Annotated in this window: 13 protein-coding genes; 7 read left to right on the top strand and 6 right to left on the bottom strand. The window is 72.8% G+C overall.

The window, feature by feature from the left end:
* The first annotated feature begins 153 nt into the window (after positions 1-153).
* The 6 genes from fxsA (at position 154) to ACFWW8_RS28685 (ending at position 9,915) form a co-directional block, all read left to right on the top strand.
* Positions 154-318: an FxSxx-COOH cyclophane-containing RiPP peptide gene (gene fxsA, locus ACFWW8_RS28710; protein WP_267722526.1), complete on the top strand. Its 165-nt coding sequence runs from the start codon at positions 154-156 to the stop codon at positions 316-318.
* 29 nt (positions 319-347) lie between these two features.
* Positions 348-2,630, top strand: a complete 2,283-nt coding sequence (gene fxsBH / locus ACFWW8_RS28705) for a radical SAM/SPASM protein FxsBH, inactivated beta-hydroxylase extension form (RefSeq protein WP_386532918.1) — start codon at positions 348-350, stop codon at positions 2,628-2,630.
* Positions 2,631-2,749: 119 nt separating this feature from the next.
* Positions 2,750-3,487 carry an AAC(3) family N-acetyltransferase gene (locus ACFWW8_RS28700; protein ID WP_386532974.1) on the top strand — a complete coding sequence of 246 codons (738 nt, stop codon included), beginning with the start codon at positions 2,750-2,752 and terminating at the stop codon, positions 3,485-3,487.
* Between the two features lie 43 nt (positions 3,488-3,530).
* The gene (locus ACFWW8_RS28695; protein ID WP_386532971.1) at positions 3,531-4,946 is read left to right on the top strand and encodes a TIR-like protein FxsC; all 1,416 of its coding nucleotides are present in this window, start codon (positions 3,531-3,533) and stop codon (positions 4,944-4,946) included.
* The gene (gene fxsT / locus ACFWW8_RS28690; RefSeq protein WP_386532915.1) at positions 4,930-8,949 is read left to right on the top strand and encodes an FxSxx-COOH system tetratricopeptide repeat protein; all 4,020 of its coding nucleotides are present in this window, start codon (positions 4,930-4,932) and stop codon (positions 8,947-8,949) included. The genes ACFWW8_RS28695 and fxsT overlap by 17 nt, the downstream gene beginning before the upstream one ends.
* Positions 8,950-9,021: 72 nt before the next feature.
* Positions 9,022-9,915 carry a DUF4231 domain-containing protein gene (locus ACFWW8_RS28685; RefSeq protein ID WP_386532969.1) on the top strand — a complete coding sequence of 298 codons (894 nt, stop codon included), beginning with the start codon at positions 9,022-9,024 and terminating at the stop codon, positions 9,913-9,915.
* 26 nt (positions 9,916-9,941) lie between these two features.
* Here ACFWW8_RS28685 and ACFWW8_RS28680 read toward each other — a convergent pair whose 3' ends face one another.
* From ACFWW8_RS28680 to ACFWW8_RS28665, 4 genes are all read right to left on the bottom strand, one after another.
* Positions 9,942-10,421 carry a hypothetical protein gene (locus ACFWW8_RS28680; protein ID WP_386532912.1) on the bottom strand — a complete coding sequence of 160 codons (480 nt, stop codon included), beginning with the start codon at positions 10,419-10,421 and terminating at the stop codon, positions 9,942-9,944.
* 87 nt (positions 10,422-10,508) lie between these two features.
* Positions 10,509-11,393, bottom strand: a complete 885-nt coding sequence (locus ACFWW8_RS28675) for a S1 family peptidase (RefSeq protein WP_386532910.1) — start codon at positions 11,391-11,393, stop codon at positions 10,509-10,511.
* 132 nt (positions 11,394-11,525) lie between these two features.
* Positions 11,526-12,341 carry a DUF1684 domain-containing protein gene (locus ACFWW8_RS28670; protein ID WP_386532907.1) on the bottom strand — a complete coding sequence of 272 codons (816 nt, stop codon included), beginning with the start codon at positions 12,339-12,341 and terminating at the stop codon, positions 11,526-11,528.
* Positions 12,342-12,418: 77 nt separating this feature from the next.
* Positions 12,419-13,726, bottom strand: a complete 1,308-nt coding sequence (locus tag ACFWW8_RS28665) for a DUF5685 family protein (protein WP_386532905.1) — start codon at positions 13,724-13,726, stop codon at positions 12,419-12,421.
* Between the two features lie 283 nt (positions 13,727-14,009).
* Here ACFWW8_RS28665 and ACFWW8_RS28660 point away from each other — a divergent pair, with 283 nt between their 5' ends.
* Positions 14,010-14,462, top strand: coding sequence for a cell division protein SepF (locus ACFWW8_RS28660; RefSeq protein WP_386532902.1), 453 nt, complete (start codon positions 14,010-14,012; stop codon positions 14,460-14,462).
* 10 nt (positions 14,463-14,472) lie between these two features.
* On the opposite strand, the gene ACFWW8_RS28655 is transcribed toward ACFWW8_RS28660, so the two are convergent.
* Positions 14,473-15,645 carry an acyl-CoA dehydrogenase family protein gene (locus tag ACFWW8_RS28655; RefSeq protein WP_386532899.1) on the bottom strand — a complete coding sequence of 391 codons (1,173 nt, stop codon included), beginning with the start codon at positions 15,643-15,645 and terminating at the stop codon, positions 14,473-14,475.
* Positions 15,646-15,911: 266 nt separating this feature from the next.
* Positions 15,912-17,600 carry an MFS transporter gene (locus ACFWW8_RS28650; RefSeq protein WP_386532897.1) on the bottom strand — a complete coding sequence of 563 codons (1,689 nt, stop codon included), beginning with the start codon at positions 17,598-17,600 and terminating at the stop codon, positions 15,912-15,914.
* Positions 17,601-17,772 lie beyond the last annotated feature (172 nt).

Raw genomic sequence — 17,772 nt, 5'->3', positions numbered from 1 at the left:
TGAAATCCGCGACGCTCTGCCTAGAACGCTTGACCAGGCGTCATGTCTCAGTTGCCAATGGGGTGTGGCCGAGTAAAGTCCACGTTTGACAGCAGCGTGCCGTTGTTGTCATTCACATGCCCATTCCACATGGCTCCCCCGAAGGACGGTGTCGTGAACACTTCCGCAACCCCCGCGACCAGCACGGTCAAGGCCCGCCGGACCCCCCTCGCCCAGATCGACGTCCGCAGCGCCTCGGCGACGGCGACGCTCGGCCGTGTACTGCCGGCGGAATCCGGCCGTTCGGTTCAGGCACCGATCTTCAACTCCGCTCTCTGACGGTGTAGTAAGCGCTCTAGACTGGTGGAATGACCGGCCTGATCGCATTTCGCGAGATCGTCCTGAAAGTTCACAGCAGATGCGATCTTGCTTGTGATCATTGCTACGTCTACGAACACGCAGATCAGAGCTGGCGGGCCCAGCCGAAGGTGATCTCCCCCGAGGTCGTCTCGCACACCGCGTCGCGGCTCGCCGAGCATGCCCGTGACCATGCACTCCCCTCTGTCACGGTGATTCTCCACGGAGGGGAACCCCTGTTGGCCGGCACCGCCCGGCTCCGGCTCGTGTGCGAGGAGTTCACCCGGGCGCTCGCCGGAACGGCCGACCTGGACCTGCGGATCCACACCAACGGGCTCCAGCTCGGCACACGCCACCTCGACCTCTTCGACGAGTTCGGCGTGCGGGTCGGCATCTCCCTCGACGGGGACCGCGCCGCCAACGACCGCCACCGCCGCTTCGCGGACGGCCGTACGAGCCACCCCCTGGTCCTGGCCGCCGTCGCCCTGCTCCGCTCCGCCCCCTACCGCCACCTCTACCAGGGCCTGCTCTGCACCGTGGACGTCGCCAACGACCCGGTCGCGGTCCTGGACGCGCTCGTCGAACTCGAACCCCCACGCGTGGACTTCCTCCTCCCGCACGCCACCTGGGACACACCCCCGGAGCGGCCCGACGGCGCACCCGACGCGTACGCCCGCTGGCTGCTGCGGGTCTTCGACCACTGGGAGCGCCGCGAGCGCCCGGTGCCCGTACGGCTCTTCGAGTCCCTGCTCTCCACCCTGCGCGGCGGCCCCAGCCTGACCGAGTCCCTGGGCCTGGCGCCCACCGACCTCGTCGTCGTCGAGACCGACGGCACCCTGGAGCAGGTGGACTCGCTCAAGAGCGCCTACGAGGGGGCGGCGGCCACCGGGTTCAACGTCTTCGACCACGCGTTCGACCAGGTCGCGGCCCATCCGGGGGTCCGCGCCCGGCAGCTGGGTCTGGCCGGGGTCAGTGAGGCGTGCCGCCGGTGCCCCGTCGTACGTTCGTGCGGCGGCGGGCTCTACACCCACCGCTACCGCGACGGGCACGGCTTCGAGAACCCCTCCGTGTACTGCACCGACCTGCGCGAGCTCGTCGACGGCGTCGAGGGCCGCACCTCCGCCCGGGAGACCGCGCCGCAGCTCGCCGACCCGGCGGAACTCGCCCGTTCCCAGGAGGAGCTGACCCGGGTGCTGCTCGCCCGGCTGCACGCCGACCTCGCCGGGGAGCCCGACTGGGCCCGGGCCTGGGAGCTGCTGGCCGCGGTGGAGCGGGCCGGGGACGCGGGCGCCGACGCCCTGGACGCCGTACTGGACCACCCGTTCACCCGGACCTGGGTGCTGGCCTCCCTGGACGGCGCGCGAGGGGACCGTCCCTCCGGCGCGGCGCCCGGCCCCGATCCCGCGGAGGCCGCGCGCCGGCTGACCGCGCTGACCGCCGCGGCCGTGCTGCGCGGCGGGCTGGACCTGCCGGCCGAGGTCGCGTACCGGGACGGCGAGGTGTACCTCCCGACGCTGGGCCTGCTGCGGCTGGGCGAGCCCGGCACCGAGGGCCGGGCCGCGCTGCGGGCGGCCGACGGGGGGTACGCCGTACGGGACGGCCGCGCCGAGCACCGCTTCGGTCCGGCCGCGGGGGACGCGCGCTGGCAGCCCGTACGGACCTGGTCGCCCGGGCCGGACTCCGCGCCGGTGGCGCTGGAGGACCTCGACCCGTACCGCAACTGCTTCGCCCGCCCGCCCAGGCTCCGGCTCGGCGCCGGGGAGGCCGAGGAGTGGCGCGGCCGGCTGGACGGTGCGTGGGCGCTGCTGTGCGGCTCGCTGCCGGAGTTCACCCGGGCCGCCACCGCCGGGCTCAGCCCGCTGAGCACCCTGACCCCGCTCGCGGGCGGCCCGCGGGCCGGCGCCTGGGGCGAGGCGGGCCGGCACGGCCCCGGGGCGCTCGGGGTGCCGTACGCGGCGGGGGTCCGGGAGACGGCGCTCGCGCTGCTGACCGGGCGGCGCCGGGCCCGGCTGCGGGCCCTGACCGAGGTGACCGACCTGTACGCGCTGGACGGGCAGTGGCAGCACCCCTCGCCGTGGCGGGAGCAGCCGGTCCCGGTGTCCCGGCTGCTGGCGGACGTGCACGAGCGGGTGGCGGTGGAGGCGTACCGGCGGGCGACGGCGGCCCCGGAGCCCGGGGCCTCGGACCGCATCCACCGGGCCCTGGACCAGCTGTCGGGGGCGGCCGAGCTGACGGTCACCGGCAAGCGGCTGGTGGCGGAGCTGCGCTGGGAGCTGAAGGCGGTCGACGCGTGAGCGCCCCGCCGGGAGCTCCCGGGCCGAACGGGCCGAACGGGACCTCCGCCCCGCCGCGCGGGGTGCCGGGCTCACTGACCCTCGCGGCGCAGCTGCGGCGGCTGGGCGTGCGCCCGGGGATGCGGCTGATGGCCCACGCCTCCCTGAGCGGTACGGGGCTGCGCGCCGAGGTGCTGTGCGAGGCCCTGACCGGCCTCCTCGGTCCCCGCGGCACCCTGGTGGTGCCGGCGTTCACCTCGTCCAACTCCGTCACCTCCGCCAGCCACCGGCGGTACACGGCGGGCCTGACCCCCGAGCAGGTGGCGGCCTTCCGGGAGCGCATGCCCCCGTACGATCCGCTGCTCAGCCCCAGCGAGGGCATGGGGGTCCTCGCCGAGGCGGTCCGCACGGCGCCGGGCGCGGCGCGCAGCGCCCACCCGCAGACCTCGTTCGCCGCCGTGGGCCGGGACGCGGCGCGGCTCTGCTCGGGCCACCGGATCGAAAGCCACATGGGCGAGGACTCCCCCCTGGGAAAGCTGTGCTGGGAGGGAGGACAGGTACTCATGATCAATGTGGGGTTTTCCGTCTGCACCGCTTTCCATCTCGCGGAGTATCGAATTCCGAAGCCCCCCTTGCGCATGTACGAGTGTGTGGTGAAGGTGAACCATCCGGGGGTCCGGCAAGGGCGTCAGCAGGGGGGAGAGTGGACCGCGTACGAGGACGTCGCGCTGGACGACAGCGATTTCGCGGAGATCGGCGGGACGTTCCCGGATTCGCGGGTGCGCAGGGGTCTGGTGGGCGGGGCTCCGGCCATGCTCTTCTCGATCCCGGACGCCGTCGATCACGCCCGTGAATGGATGACCGAAAACAGACGCTGATTGACTGAACGATGAGGGGATGTGGCGATGCAGCTCCGGAATGATGTTTCTTCGCTCGCATCTTCGGGACGGGGGGCGTGTGCCCGCATCAGTGCAGCCGTACTTTTTTCTCAGTTATGCGCATACACCGAGATTCGGGGCCGGGGGGCCCGACCCGGACATGTGGGTCGAGCGTCTCTTCCGCGACCTCTGCAACCACGTCATGGCCCTGACGGACCTCCCCGCGGGTTCGGACGCCGGATTCATGGACCGGGAGATACGCAGCGGCGAGGGCTGGTCGGAGCGGCTCGGGGCGGCGCTCGCCACCTGCCGGGTGTTCGTACCCCTCTTTTCGCCGCGGTACTTCGCCAGTGAGATGTGCGGCAAGGAGTGGTTCGCCTTCACGCAGCGCCTCATCCAGAAGAGCGCCATCACGAACGAATCGGCCGATGCCATCGTGCCGGCGTTGTGGGTACCGGTGCCTCCCACCCAACTGCCCGGTCCTGCCGAGCGGTTGCAGTTCAACCACAACACCCTCGGGGAGCGGTACGTCACCGACGGGCTGTACGGGCTGATCAAGCTGCGCGGATACGCGGAGCAGTACGAGCGGGCCGTGTACGAGCTGGCCAAGCGCATCGTGTCGGTGGCCGAGACCGTCCGCCTGGCGTCCACCCGCCCGGTGGACTACCGGGGCATACCGAGCGCCTTCGGCACTCCCGGGAACGCCGGCCGCACCCTCCAGGTGACCGTGGCGGCCCCGTCCCGGCACGACCTGCCGGAGGGCCGCAGTCCCGAGTACTACGGGGACAGCGCGCTGGAGTGGAACCCGTACCACCCGGTCTCGCAGAAGCCCATCGCGTACGTGGCCGAGGACCTGGTCCGCTCCCTCAACTACCGCACGACCGTGGCCACGTTCGACGACGAGGCCGGGCACTTCGACAGCAAGCAGCCGCCGACCCGCCCCGAGATCCTGATCGTCGACCGCTGGGTGGTGGAGGACGAGCAGCGCCGCCAGCGCCTCGCCGCCTTCGACCAGGAGTCCCGCCCCTGGATCAACGTGGTCGTGCCGTGGAACCGCTACGACCACCAGAGCCGGGCGAAGGAGGCCGAGTTGACCCGGCGGCTGGAGGAGACCCTCCCCGTCAAGATGGGACAGGGCCGGGCCGCGTGCCGGGCCGCGGCCAACGGCGTCGCGAACATGGAGACCCTCGGCCAGATCCTGCCGCAGGTGGTCGAGGCCGCGGCCCAGCAGTTCCTCAGACACGCCCAGGTGTACCTGCCGGCCGGCAACACCCACACCGAACGACCGCGGCTGATCGGGCCGATGGGGATGAACGAGCCGTTCGCTCCCGCGCCGTCCGTCCCCTTCCCGCCCGATGCCCAGCGCGCGCACACCGCAAGCAACGACGGCAACGCCGGCAACGCCGGCAACGACGCCGACGACATCGACCGGGGGGACGCGGATGACAGCGAGTCGTGACAGCGACAGCCGTGACGGACGGATCGTCACCTTCTACTCGTACAAGGGCGGTACCGGCCGCACCATGGCGCTGGCCAACACCGCCTGGATCCTCGCCGCCAACGGCAAGCGGGTCCTCGCCGTGGACTGGGACCTGGAGGCGCCGGGCCTGCACCGTTTCTTCCACCCCTTCCTGGACCCGTCCACGCTCGGCGCCACCACCGGGGTCATCGACCTGATCAGCGAGTACGCCTGGGCCGCGACCAGCCCGGTGGCGCGGGCCGAGGACTGGCACAAGGACTACGCGCGCATCCAGCCGCACGCGGTCTCGCTCACCCCGGAGACCCTCGGCTGGGAGTTCCCCGACGGCGGCACCCTCGACTTCGTCTCCGCGGGCCGGCAGAACCGCGAGTACTCCGCGACCGTCTCCACCTTCGACTGGGACAACTTCTACGACCGGCTCGGCGGCGGGCTGTTCTTCGACGCCTTGCGCGCGGACATGAAGCGCAACTACGACTACGTCCTCATCGACAGCCGCACCGGCCTGTCCGACATCGCGGACATCTGCACCGTCCACCTCCCGGACGTCCTCGTCGACTGCTTCACCCTCTCCGACCAGTCCATCGACGGCGCCGCCTCCGTCGCCCGGCAGATCGACGAGCGGTTCAACGACCGCGGCATCACCATCTACCCGGTCCCGATGCGGATCGACGAGGGCGAGAAGGAGAAGGCCGACGCGGGCCGGGCCCTGGCCCGGATCAAGTTCGACCGGTTTCCGGGCGGCCTGATCGGGGACGAGCTCACCTCCTACTGGGGCGCGGTGGAGATCCCGTACCGCCCGTACTACGCGTACGAGGAGACCCTGGCGACCTTCGGCGACGAGGCCGGGCTCACCAACTCCCTGCTCTCCGCCTTCGAGCGCCTGACCACCGTGGTCACCGGCGGCGAGATCACCTCGATGCCGGTCATCGGCGAGGAGGTCCGGCTGCGCATCCGGGACGCCTTCACCCGGCGCCGTCCCGCACTGCCCGCCGACCTGTTCCTCTCGTACGTCGCCGAGAACCGGATGTGGGCCGACTGGATCGAGTCGGTGCTCACCCGGGCCGGCTTCCGGGTCGTCCCCCGGGACGTCTCCGCCGAACCGGCGCCGAGCGGCTCAGCGGCCGCCGGAGCCGGTACGGGGGCGGGGGCGGGCTCCGGCGACACGCTCGGCGGCGCGGGCCTCGCCGTCGACACCGCCGCCCGCACCGTGGTCCTGCTCTCCAGCGCCTACCTCAAGTCGGCCCGGGCCGTGGACGTGTGGAACCGGGCGGCCGCCGAGGACCCGACCGGCGGGCGGCGCCAGCTGGTGCCGCTGCGGGTGGGCGACGTACGGCTCGCCACGCCCTACATCGACCGCAACCCGGTGGACCTGTTCCGGCTGGACGAGGTGCACGCCACCACCGCCCTGCTGCGCGCGGTGGAGCGGCCGATGGCCCTGCCCGACAGCGTCCACAGCACCTCGCAGCCCGGCCCCCGGTTCCCGGGGACCGTCCCGAAGATCTGGAACGCGCCGCCCCGCAACACCGGTTTCACCGGCCGCAGCATCGTGCTGGAGCGGATGCGCGACCAGCTCGGCGGCGGCATGGCCGTCGTACTGCCGCAGCCGCAGACGCTGTACGGGCTCGGCGGCGTCGGCAAGACCCAGGTGGCCCTCGAGTACGTCCACCGGTTCATGGCCGACTACGACCTGGTGTGGTGGATCTCCTCGGAGCAGACCGACGACGTGGTCGCGGCCCTCGCCGAGCTGGCCGTACGGCTGGGGGCGCAGACCGGGGAGGACATGGCGTCCGCCTCGCAGGAGGCGATCGACCTGCTCCGGCGCGGGGTCCCGTCCTCCCGCTGGCTGCTGGTCTTCGACAACGCGGACGATCCGGAGACGCTCAAGCGGTTCTTCCCGCCGGGCGGTCCGGGCCACGTACTGGTGACCTCCCGCAACCAGTCCTGGTCGCAGTACGGCGACGCGCTGCCCGTGGACGTCTTCCTGCGCGAGGAGTCCATCGAGCACCTCCAGCGCCGCGCGCCCGGCCTGTCCCAGGACGACGCCGAGCAGGTCGCCGTGGCGGTGGGGGACCTGCCGCTGGCCGTGGAGCAGGCCGGTGCCTGGATCGCGGAGACCGCGACCCCGGTGTCGGCGTACCTGGAGCAGCTCGCGCAGCAGGCCGCCCGGGTGCTGGGCCTGAATCAGCCGCCCGGGTACCCGGAGCCGGTGGCCGCCACCTGGAACGTGTCCATCGAGCGGCTCCAGTCCCGCTCCCCCGCCGCCGTACGGCTGTTGCAGCTGTGCGCCTTCTTCGCACCGGAGCCGATCTCCGCCAACCTCCTCTACAGCAAGGAGATGATCGACGCGCTGAAGCCGTACGACTCCTCCCTGCAGGAGAAGCTGGTGCTGGGCCGGGTGATCCGGGAGATCGGCCGGTTCGCCCTGGCCAAGGTCGACCAGGTCAGCAACAGCATCCAGGTGCACCGCCTGGTCCAGGCGGTCATCCGGGCGCAGCTCTCCGAGGAGGAGCAGCACGAGGCCCGGCACGCGGTGCACCGGATCCTGGCGGGTGCCCGGCCGGACGACGACGAGCCGATAGACAATCCGGAGACGTGGCCGCGGTTCAACACGATCTGGCCGCACCTGACCCCGTCCGACGCCCGGCACTGCAAGGAGCCGGAGACCCGGCGGCTGCTGATCGACCGGGTGCGCTACCTGTGGAAGCGCGGTGACTTCAAGGCCGCGCACCAGCTGGGCGAGGAGCTGCGCGAGGTCTGGAAGGAGACCCTGGGCGGCGACGACCTGCAGTACCTCTACCTGCGGTTCCACCTCTCCAACATCCTGCGCTCGCAGGGCCGCTTCGTGGAGGCGATGGAGCTGGACGAGGGCACGCTGGAGCGCCAGCGGGACGCCCTCGGAGCCTCGCACCCGCACACGTACATGACCACCAGCGGACTGGCGATGGACCTGGGCGCGCTCGGCCGCTACGGCGAGGCGATGGAGCTGGCGACGGCCGCGCACGAGGGCTTCGGGCAGATCTTCCACGAGGCGCACCCGCGCACCCTGGCCGCGGCGAACAACCTGGCGCTGAATTTGCGCATGGTCGGGCAGTACTCCCGGGCCCGGGAGATCGACCAGGAGGTCTTCGACCGGCGTACCGAGGTGCTGGGCCCGGACCACCCGTACACCCTGTCCTCGGCGCAGAACCTGGCCCGGGACCTGCGCGAGGTGGGCCGCTACGACGACTCGGTGCAGCTGCTGGCCCGGACGTACGAGATCTACAAGCGGCAGCTCGGCTGGGCGTTCCCGGGCACGCTGTCGGCGGCGAAGAACCTGGCGGTGTCGCTGCGCCGGGCCGGCGAGCTGGAGGACGCGCTGCGGCTGACGACGGCCACCCGGGGCCGCTACCGGGCCAAGTACACCTCGGTCAACCCGGACCTGCTGGCCTGCGAGCTGAACCTGGCCGCGGACCTGTTCGCGACCGGGGACCCGGGCGCGGCGCGGGACCTGGCGCAGGAGGTGGTCGACGAGTACATGAAGGTGCCGGGCGAGCGTCACCCGTACACGCTGGCGGCCGTCAACAACCTGGCGGTCTTCCACTGGGGCACGGGGGCGGCGGAGACGGCGGACCCGATGCTGCGGCAGACGATCCGGCACATGCGCGAGGTGCTGGGCGACAACCACCCGCACACGATCTTCGCGCACCTCAACCTGGCCAACGCCCGGGCCGACCTGGGTGATCCGGAGGGTGCCCTGGAGCTGGAGCGCCTGTCGGTGATGCGGCTGCGCGAGGCGCTCGGGGTGCACCACCCGGAGACCCTGGCGAGCGCCTCCAACATGGCGGTCAGCCTGGACTCCATGGGCCGCAAGGAGGAGGCGGCCCGGGTCCGCGCGGAGACGGTGGCCGAACTGACCCGGCTGCTCGGCGAGGAGCACGGCCTGACCCGCTACGCCCGCGACGAGCGGCGGGTCCACCGTGACCTGGAGCCCCTCGCCGTGTGATCCGACCGCGGGGGCGGGGCCGTGCGGCCCCGCCCCCGCCACCCGACAGCAGGGGGCGCTGTGACCGACAGCATGACCTTTCGAAACGAGGACCTGCCGGCCCTCTTCCACCACACCGACCGGGCCGCGATCTCCCGCCAGCGGGAGTCCACCCAGGCGACCCGTGCCCAGCTGCTGCTGCTGGTCACGGCGGCGGGGGCGGCCGCGCTGCCGTCGGGCCCGGAGCTCGGCCCGGTGCGCCTGTTCGGGCTGCTGAGCGCACTCGCGTACGCCGGGGTGCTGGCCGTGGGCGTACGGGCGACCAGGCGGCGGGCCCGCCCGCAGTGGCAGCTCAACCGCAGTGCGGCGGAGTTCATCAAGTCCCTGGCCTGGCGGTACGCCGTGCACGGGGCGCCGTTCGGCGATGCCGTCGACGCGGGGGCGACGTACCGGACCCGGCTGGAGAAGGGGCTGGACGAGCTGCGCAAGATGGGCTGGGAGGACCCGCGGGCCGCCGGGGAGGTCCCGGAGGGCGGGGAGATCACCGGCGCCATGGAGCGGCTGCGCGGGATGGGCTACCAGGCGCGGCGCGAGACGTACGTCCGGGACCGGCTGATCGAGCAGCGCAACTGGTACCGGCGGCGGACGGAGGTGTCCCGCCGGGCGACGGCCCTGTGGTCGTGGACGATCGTGCTGCTGACCTGCCTGGCCCTGCTGTTCGCGGTGTTCGGCATGTTCGGCTCGGGTCCGGGCGCGGAGCTGACCGGGCTGCTGAGCGCGGCCGCCGCGGCCGGGATCGCCTGGAACGAGGTGCGCCGCCATCATCCGCTGATCGAGGCGCACACCCTGATCGAGCAGGACCTGGCGGCGATGATGGTCGTGATGCAGACGACGATCACCGAGTCCCAGTGGCCCTCGTCGGTGTACGAGACCGAGCGGTACGTCTCGCCGCAGCACACGGACTGGCTGGCCCGGCACAGCAGCTGACGGCCGTCCGGGAGCGGGGGCGCGGCTCAGTCCCGGGTCGCGCCCGCCTGCCAGATGACGGTGACCGGCTTGCCGAGCGTGCGGGCGTAGGCGACGATCTCGGCGGTTCCGCCGTGCCCGCGCGCGGGCTGCCCGTCCCAGACGGCGACGAGCCGGTCGCAGGAGTCGGCGATGTAGGTGCCGGCGGCGTAGTAGGCCTCGTCGGTGGAGTGGGCGAAGTCCATCCGCACCTCCTGGGCGGCCCGGCGTTTGAGACCCCGGTAGCGGGCCAGGGCCTCGGCGTCCTCGAAGGCGTCCTCGTAGTCCCCGCTGGGGATCACCACGGTGAGGTCGGCGCCGCATTCGAGCGCGATGGCGGCGAACAGCTGGTCCGCCCCTTCGGCGAGGCTGGAGAGGGCCTCCAGCGGGCCTTCGTGGCGGTCCAGTACGGCCCGCAGGGCGCTCTCCACGTGGCCGAGCGCCCTGCCGGGGATGGACCGGTGGCCGGTCACTCCGATGCGTTTCATGCGCAAGCCTCCCCCGTGGACACCCTGGACATCCTCCCAGATGGCGGGAGGACGTCCAGGGTGCGTCCGGGGGCGCGTGGGTCACCGTCAGTAGACGCTGACCCCGTAGGCGTTGAGGGCCTCGACCACGGGCTGGAAGAACGTGGTCCCGCCGGACGAGCAGTTGCCGCTGCCGCCGGAGGTGAGGCCGACGGCGCGGGTGCCCGAGTAGAGCGGGCCGCCGCTGTCGCCGGGCTCGGCGCACACGTTGGTGCGGATCATGCCGTAGACGACGTCGCCGCCGCCGTAGTTGACGGTGGCGTTGAGGCCGGTGACCGAACCGCTGTGGGTGCCGGTGGTGGACCCGCGCCGCTTGACGGCCATGCCGGTGGTGGCGTTGACCGCGCTGGTGATGTCCTGGCTGCCGACGGTCCCGGGCGGGACCGGCGAGTTGCTGGCGTACTTGATCAGGCCGTAGTCGTTGGTGGGGAAGCTGGACCCGGTGGTCGAGCCGAGCACGGTGGTCTTGGCGGAGTTGCTCCACCAGGTGCCGGCGCCGTCCGTACAGTGCCCGGCGGTGAGCGCGTAGTAGGTGCTGCCGCTGCGGACGTTGAAGCCGAGCGAACAGCGCCAGCTCGACGCGTAGATGGCGTCGCCGCCGGAGAGCAGCTTGGTCAGCTTGCCCGGGGTGCGTTCGATGCGCAGGGCACCGGCGTCGGCCCCCGCCTCGCGCTTGATTCTCGCGAGGGAGGCGGCGGAGACGGTGGAGTCGGCCGTGACCACGAGGGTCCCGGTGGCGGGGTCGGTGTGCCAGGCGGTGCCGGCGACGTCGGCGCGCAGCACGGACGCGCCGGCGGAGGCGAGGCGGGAGGCGCTGAACCCGCCGTCCTGGGTGTCGGCGCTGGCGGCGGTGGGAGCGGCGAGCGCGGCTACGGCGGCCAGGCCGGTGGCCGCCGCGAGCAGCCTGGTACGGGTGATGCTCTTGATCCTCACTTATCGTCCTCCGGGAGGTTCGGGGGCCCGGCGATCGTGGGGGTGCCGGAGCCCGTGAGGCGCGGCAGGGGCACGTTGAGCGCAGAAGAACACGCCGTGTCCCTGACAAGCACTGTCGGGAGTGTGCTGTCGTCAGATACCGGTCGCAAGGGCGGCTTTCAGCCGCCGTTCACCTGCCGCCACCTCGAAGGGCAGCGTGTTCCCCGGCGGCGGGAACGGGCACACGAAGTGGTCCGCGAAGGCGCAGGGCGGCAGCACCGCGCGGTTGAGGTCCACGGTGATCGAGCCGTCGGGCGCGGGGGCGCCGGGCTTCAGGAAGCGGAAGCGGTAGCTGGAGCGACCGCCGGTGGCGTCGCCGAAGACGGCCCAGAGACTGCCGTCGCCCTCGTCGACGGCGACCTGGAGGGTGTGCTCGGCGCCCTCGTGGGCGAAGACGAGCTCCCCTCCGAGCCCGAGGCCCCGGGCACGCCCGTCGGCGTTCTCGACCTGGACGGTCCGGTCCTCGGCGTACGGGCGGAAGCGGCCCGGCAGCGCGAGGGCCGGGTCGTACGGGGTGGCCTCGATGCCGGAGAAGGCACGGCGGGCCTCGGAGCCGGGGTCGAAGACGCGGACCGCCCACTCCCCTTCGCGCCGGATCACGACGAGCCGGACCTCGCCCGCCGAGACCCGGGAGCCCGACGGCGGGCCCTCGTCGGCGCCGAGCACGGCCTCGCCCGCGAGGGGCTCGCCGTCGAGGCGCAGGGAGTCCCCGGCGGCGGCGGTCAGCGTCACCGCGCCGCCGCTCGCGCGCCAGAGCCCCGGAACGGCCGGAAGTCGACCTTCCGGGTGGTCGGCGAGCCAGTGGGTTCCGGTCAGCGCGAGGGGGCCGTAGGGGGCGGACACGGCGGCCAGCCGTCGCTCGTGCCATTTCCGCCAGTCGGTGTGCGGATCGTCCGCGTCGTCGCTCATGCCGCTCAACCCTTCCACGCCGGTCCGGACGGGAACCCGGGGGTACCCCGTCCGGACCTGTGGAACCTGACGGAGCCTCAGTCGCAGGGGCAGCAGCAGCCGTCGCAGTTGCAGCCCGACGGGCAGTCGCAGTTGGAGCAGCAGCCCTCGCGCTTCTTGCGGGACCAGGGGCCCTCGTACTCGTCGGCGCAGCAGATCCGGCACGTGCAGAACAGGCCGATGGCGACCGCGCAGCCGGCGAGCAGCCCGCGGCGCGGCTTCGGCGGGGTCGGCCCGCCGAAGCCGCCGCCACCGCCGCCCGGGCCCGAGGGGGGCACGCCGGGCCCGCCGGGGGCTCCCCCGCCGTACGGGGCGCCGCCCTGGGGCGGGCCGCCGTACGGGTGCTGCGCGTACGGGTTGCCGGCGCCCTGGCCGCCGTACGGCTGCCCCCCGTGGGGCTGGCTCCCGTGGGGCTGGCTCCCGTAGGGCTGGCTCCCGTACGGGCCGCCCTGCCCGGCCGATGCCGCGGCGGTGTGGTCGTGCCCGCAGCTCGCGGTCCCGAAGGCCCGGTCCACGGAGGTGCGCAGCTCGTGCACGAGCAACCGGTGGGCGAGGCCGGCGTCGGCGAACTCGACCTCGTCCAGTGCCAGCCTGATGCCGCGCAGGGCGTCGTCGCACAGCCGCCGGGCCTCGGCGCGCGGGGTCCCGGTGGCGGTGAGCGGGTTCCAGGCGCCCGCCTCGGCGTCGGCGCCCTGGTCCTCCACCGCGTCCAGCAGGTGCGCGAGCCGCCCGAAGTACCGGCCCGCCTCGGCGAGCGCGGCGGCGTTGCCTGGCCGTCCGGCCAGCTGCGCGGTATGCGCGAAGGCGGCGGCCGTGGCGGTCTCCGTCGGCTCGGTCACGACGAGCACGGGCGTGCCGGGGCCGGCCAGGGCCTCGACGCCCCCCTGCCGGTCCACGGCGTCGACGAGCACCGCCGTGTCGAACCCGAGCGAGGCCCCGGTCCGGGCACCGGCCCGGTCCCAGCCGCGGGCGACCGTACGGGCCGCCAGGGCGAGGGGCGCCCGGGCCAACAGCCCGTCCCGGTCCGCGACGTGGTCCCGCACCTTCGCGGAGGCCAGGACGAGCGAGACGGCGGCCGCGAGCCGCGCCCCCTCGCCCCGGGCCACCGAGGCCGTGCGCATCCCGCGCAGGGGGCAGGGCCCCGCGGTGCGGCGCGCGCCGGGAGCGGGCCCGGACTGAGCCTCCGTCAGAACGGAGACCAGCAAGCCGTCGTAGTTCGTGACGATCCGGGCGAACTGGCCGTGGTCCCCGCGAAGTGCCAGGCACAGCCCGCACAGATGGGCCATCCACTCCGCCTTGAACCGCTCCCCGAGCCGGTGCGTGCAAGGTCTGACGATGCCGAACAATCTGCTCCCCCGTGGGTCGTACGCCTGTCTGCCGGGCATCGTAGCGAGCCCCGCACGTCACCCGTACGTCCGCATCGCTCACCCGTAAGGCCGCAGCAGTCGTATTTTCACTCAGTCAGCAGCGGTAGCCGCCTGGATCCTTGACCGTGCAACGGATGTTCTGCACCAGTACCGTCACGAAACCCGTGCGCGCCGACTATCCACTTGGCGCGTTGTCAGCATCATGGACGACCATAGGGGCAGCGGAGAGAAGACAGACTGACCGCGGTGAAAGGAGGCGTCCATGGGTTCGGTGCGCAAGGCGAGTGCCTGGCTGGGTCTCGTGGAAGACAGCGACGACGAGCGTTACTACGACGACGACTACGCGGAGGGCGCCCAGGGCGGTTCGGTTTCCGGCCCCGGCGACGCGTGGGTCACCGACCCCCGGGTCAAGGTGGCCTCGGAGTCGGCCGTCGACCAGGGACGCCGGATCGCCACGGTCACCCCGGACGGCTTCCGGGACGCGCGCGGCATCGGCGAGCTGTTCCGCGAGGGCGTCCCGGTGATCGTCAACCTGTCGTCGATGGACCCCGGCGACGCGAAGCGCGTGGTCGACTTCGCGGCCGGACTGACCTTCGGGCTGCGCGGATCGATCGAGCGGGTGGCGACCAGGGTCTTCCTGCTGACCCCGGCCGACACCCAGATCGTGAGCGGTGAGCCCGGCGGCCGCTCGCGCGACTTCTTCAACCAGAGCTAGGCAGGGCCCCTCACCGGAAGGCGTCGAGCCCGGTGAGCGCCTTGCCCAGCACCAGTTGGTGCATCTCGGCGGTGCCCTCGTAGGTGAGGACCGATTCGAGGTTGGTGGCGTGCCGCATGACGGGGTATTCGAGGGAGATCCCGTTGGCACCCAGGATGGTCCGCGCGGTCCGACAGATTTCGATGGCCTCGCGGACATTGTTGAGCTTGCCGAAGCTGATCTGCTCCGGTCGCAGGGTGCCCGCGTCCATGCGCCGGCCCAGGTGGTGGGCCAGCAGGATGCCCTTGTGGAGCTCCAGGGCCATGTCCGCGAGCTTGGCCTGTGTGAGCTGGAAGCCGCCGATCGGCTTGCCGAACTGCTCCCGGGTCCTGGAGTAGTCGAGCGCGGACTCGAAACTGGCGCGCGCCGCTCCCATGGACCCCCAGATGATCCCGTACCGCGCGTGGCTGAGACAGCCGAGCGGGCCCTTGAGACCGGTGACGCCGGGCAGGACCGCGTCCGCGGGCAGCCGTACGTCGTCCATGACCAGCTCGCTCGTCACCGAGGCGCGCAGCGACCACTTGTGCCGGATCTCCGGGGCGTGGAACCCGGCGCTGCCGGTGGGCACCGCGAAGCCGCGGATCCCCTCGTCGGTCTGCGCCCACACCACGGCGACGGAGGCCACCGACCCGTTGGTGATCCACATCTTGCGGCCGTTCAGCACCCAGTCGGTGCCGTCGCGCTTCGCGTACGTCCGCATGCCCGCGGGGTCGGAGCCGTGGTCCGGCTCGGTCAGCCCGAAGCAGCCGATCAGCTCGCCCGCGGCCATGCCGGGAAGCCATCGCTGCTTCTGCTCCTCGGATCCGTACTTCCAGATCGCGTACATCGCGAGGGACCCCTGCACGGACACCAGTGAGCGGATGCCGGAGTCGGCGGCCTCCAGCTCCAGGCAGGCGAGGCCGTACTGGACGGCGCTGGCGCCGGCGCAGCCGTAGCCGGTCAGCGACATCCCGAGGGCGCCGAGCGAGCCGAGCTCGCGGGCGATCTCGCGGATCTCCGGCAGCTCCCCCTTTTCGTACCACTCGGCGACGTGCGGCAGCACCCGGTCGGCGGCCCAGCCGCGGACGGTGTCGCGGATGGCGAGGTCCTCCGGACCGAGGAGCTCGTCGAGCCCGAGCGGATCATGGGGCTGGAACGCGGACACGGGGCCTCCCGGCGGCCGGAGTCGGAACCTGGCAGCGCACGTTTTCGCGCGGCGCCCCCGACGCTAGACGCCCCCTTCCCCACCCGTCCACCCCCACCCCGCCCATGATCAGCAGACCACGATCAGCGCGGCCCTGATCAGCCCCCGCGGCCATGATTCAGCCCCGCCGGCATTCGAGGCGCGGGGGTCCGGGGGCAGCGCCCCCGGCAACGGCGCCGCAGGCGAACACGCACCCGGGCCCACAGCGGCACAGCGGCCCGGCATGATCAGCCCGCGCGCTCCGCAGGAGCCGGATACGACTCACCGGCGGCCTGCGAAGGCACCCCTCCGACCCGCTCCCCGCCCCCCTGGGCAGGCAGTCGCACCGCCACGTCCCCGCCCGGCTCGCCGCCAGGCGCCCCGCACTCCATCACCCGCGGCAGCTTCAGCGCCATCGCCGCGCCCGCGAGCAGCAGCCCCGCGCTCACGACCAGCGTCACGTGCAGCCCGTGCACGAAGGAGTGCCGTGCGGCCTCGTACAGCGACGCCCCCGCGGGCCCGCCGAGCTGCGCGGCGATCTGGTAGGCCTCGCCCAGCGAATGGGCGGCGCCCTCCGACTGCGCCGCCGAGACGCCCGGCACCCCAACGAGCCCCGGGGCGTACACCGCGTTCATCACGCTGCCCAGCAGCGCGATGCCCATGCCCGCGCCCAGCTGGTACGAGGTCTCGCCGATCGAGGCCGCACCGCCGGCGGTGGCCGCGGGGGCCTCGCTCAGCATGGACTCGTACGCGGCGAACAGGGTGGTCTGGAGCCCGTAGCCGAGCAGGATGAAACCCGTGGTGAGCAGGACGGGACGGTCCTGATGTCCCATCAGGGTCAGCAGCAGCACGGCGAAGGCCGTGAGCAGGAAGCCCAGCGAGACCATGGTCCGCGGGCCGATCCGGGTCAGGGTGTAGGACCCGGTGGCGCCGGCGGCCATGGCGGCGAAGGTCAGCGGCAGCAGCCGCAGGCCGGTCTCCAGCGGGCTGAGGTGCAGCACCAGCTGGAGGTACTGGACGGCGATCAGCTCCAGGCCGACCAGGGCCAGCATGGCGAGCACGATGCAGCCGACGGCGGTCGTGAAGGCGGCGCGGGAGAACAGCCGCATGTCGATCAGCGGGTGCGTGCGGCGCCTCTGGCGCCGTACGAACAGCACGAGCAGCGCCGCCCCGAGGAACAGCGGGACCATCGCCTCGGCGTCGAGCAGCTGCCGCTCGGCGCCCAGCCGCTTGATGCCGAGCACCGAGCCGAGCACTCCGGCGGCGGCCATCAGCGCGCCGAGCACGTCCCAGGGGCCGTCGGAGGTGCCCTTCGACTCGGGAAGCAGCCAGCGTCCCAGCGGGAGGATCAGTGCCATCAGCGGGATGTTGATGAGGAAGACGGAGCCCCACCAGAAGTGCTGGACGAGGAAGCCGCCGAGCACCGGTCCGCTGGCGGCGCCGACGGCGGCGACGGCGGTCCAGATGCCGATGGCGAGGGCCCGCTCGCGCCGGTCGGGGAAGACCTGGCGCAGGATCGACAGCGTGGCGGGCATGATCATCGCGCCGCCGATGCCGAGCAGCGCGCGGGCGGCGATGAGGACCTGGGCGCTGTCGGCGAGGGCCGCCAGCGCGGAGGCCGCGCCGAAGAGCCCGTAGCCGAGGAGCAGGACGCGGCGGCGGCCGACCCGGTCGCCCAGGGTGCCGAAGAGGATCAGCAGGGAGGCGCAGACCAGCGGGTAGGCGTCGACGATCCAGAGGAGCTCGATCGAGCCGGGGCGCAGGTCCTCGGTGACGGACGGGACGGCGACGTGCAGGATCGTCGCGTCGAGCGCGACGAGGACCAGGCTGACGCAGAGCACCGCCAGGACGACCCAGCGGTTGGCCCCGCCGGATGCCGCGCGGAGCCGCTGCCAGGAGCCGGGGGTCCTGCGGTCGGCCGTGTTCGTCCCCGACATGCATGTACCTCCCAGGTGATCCCCCCGCACTCGGCGGACCAGCGTCTGTGGGGCCGCGGGGATGGTGCGCTGTGCGGCTTCCGACGGGTCCGGCATCGACACGCGAGTGAACGGTCAGCGTACGCGAGTTCGCCTGTCGCCCACGTGGTCAAGCTCTCATCCCGCAGGCGGC

The sequence above is a fragment of the Streptomyces sp. NPDC058701 genome (assembly GCF_042715295.1).
In the GTDB taxonomy this organism is placed as follows: Bacteria; Actinomycetota; Actinomycetes; order Streptomycetales; family Streptomycetaceae; genus Streptomyces.
The sequence above is the reverse complement of the archived record's forward strand: the minus strand, read 5'-3'. Positions and strand labels throughout refer to the sequence as shown.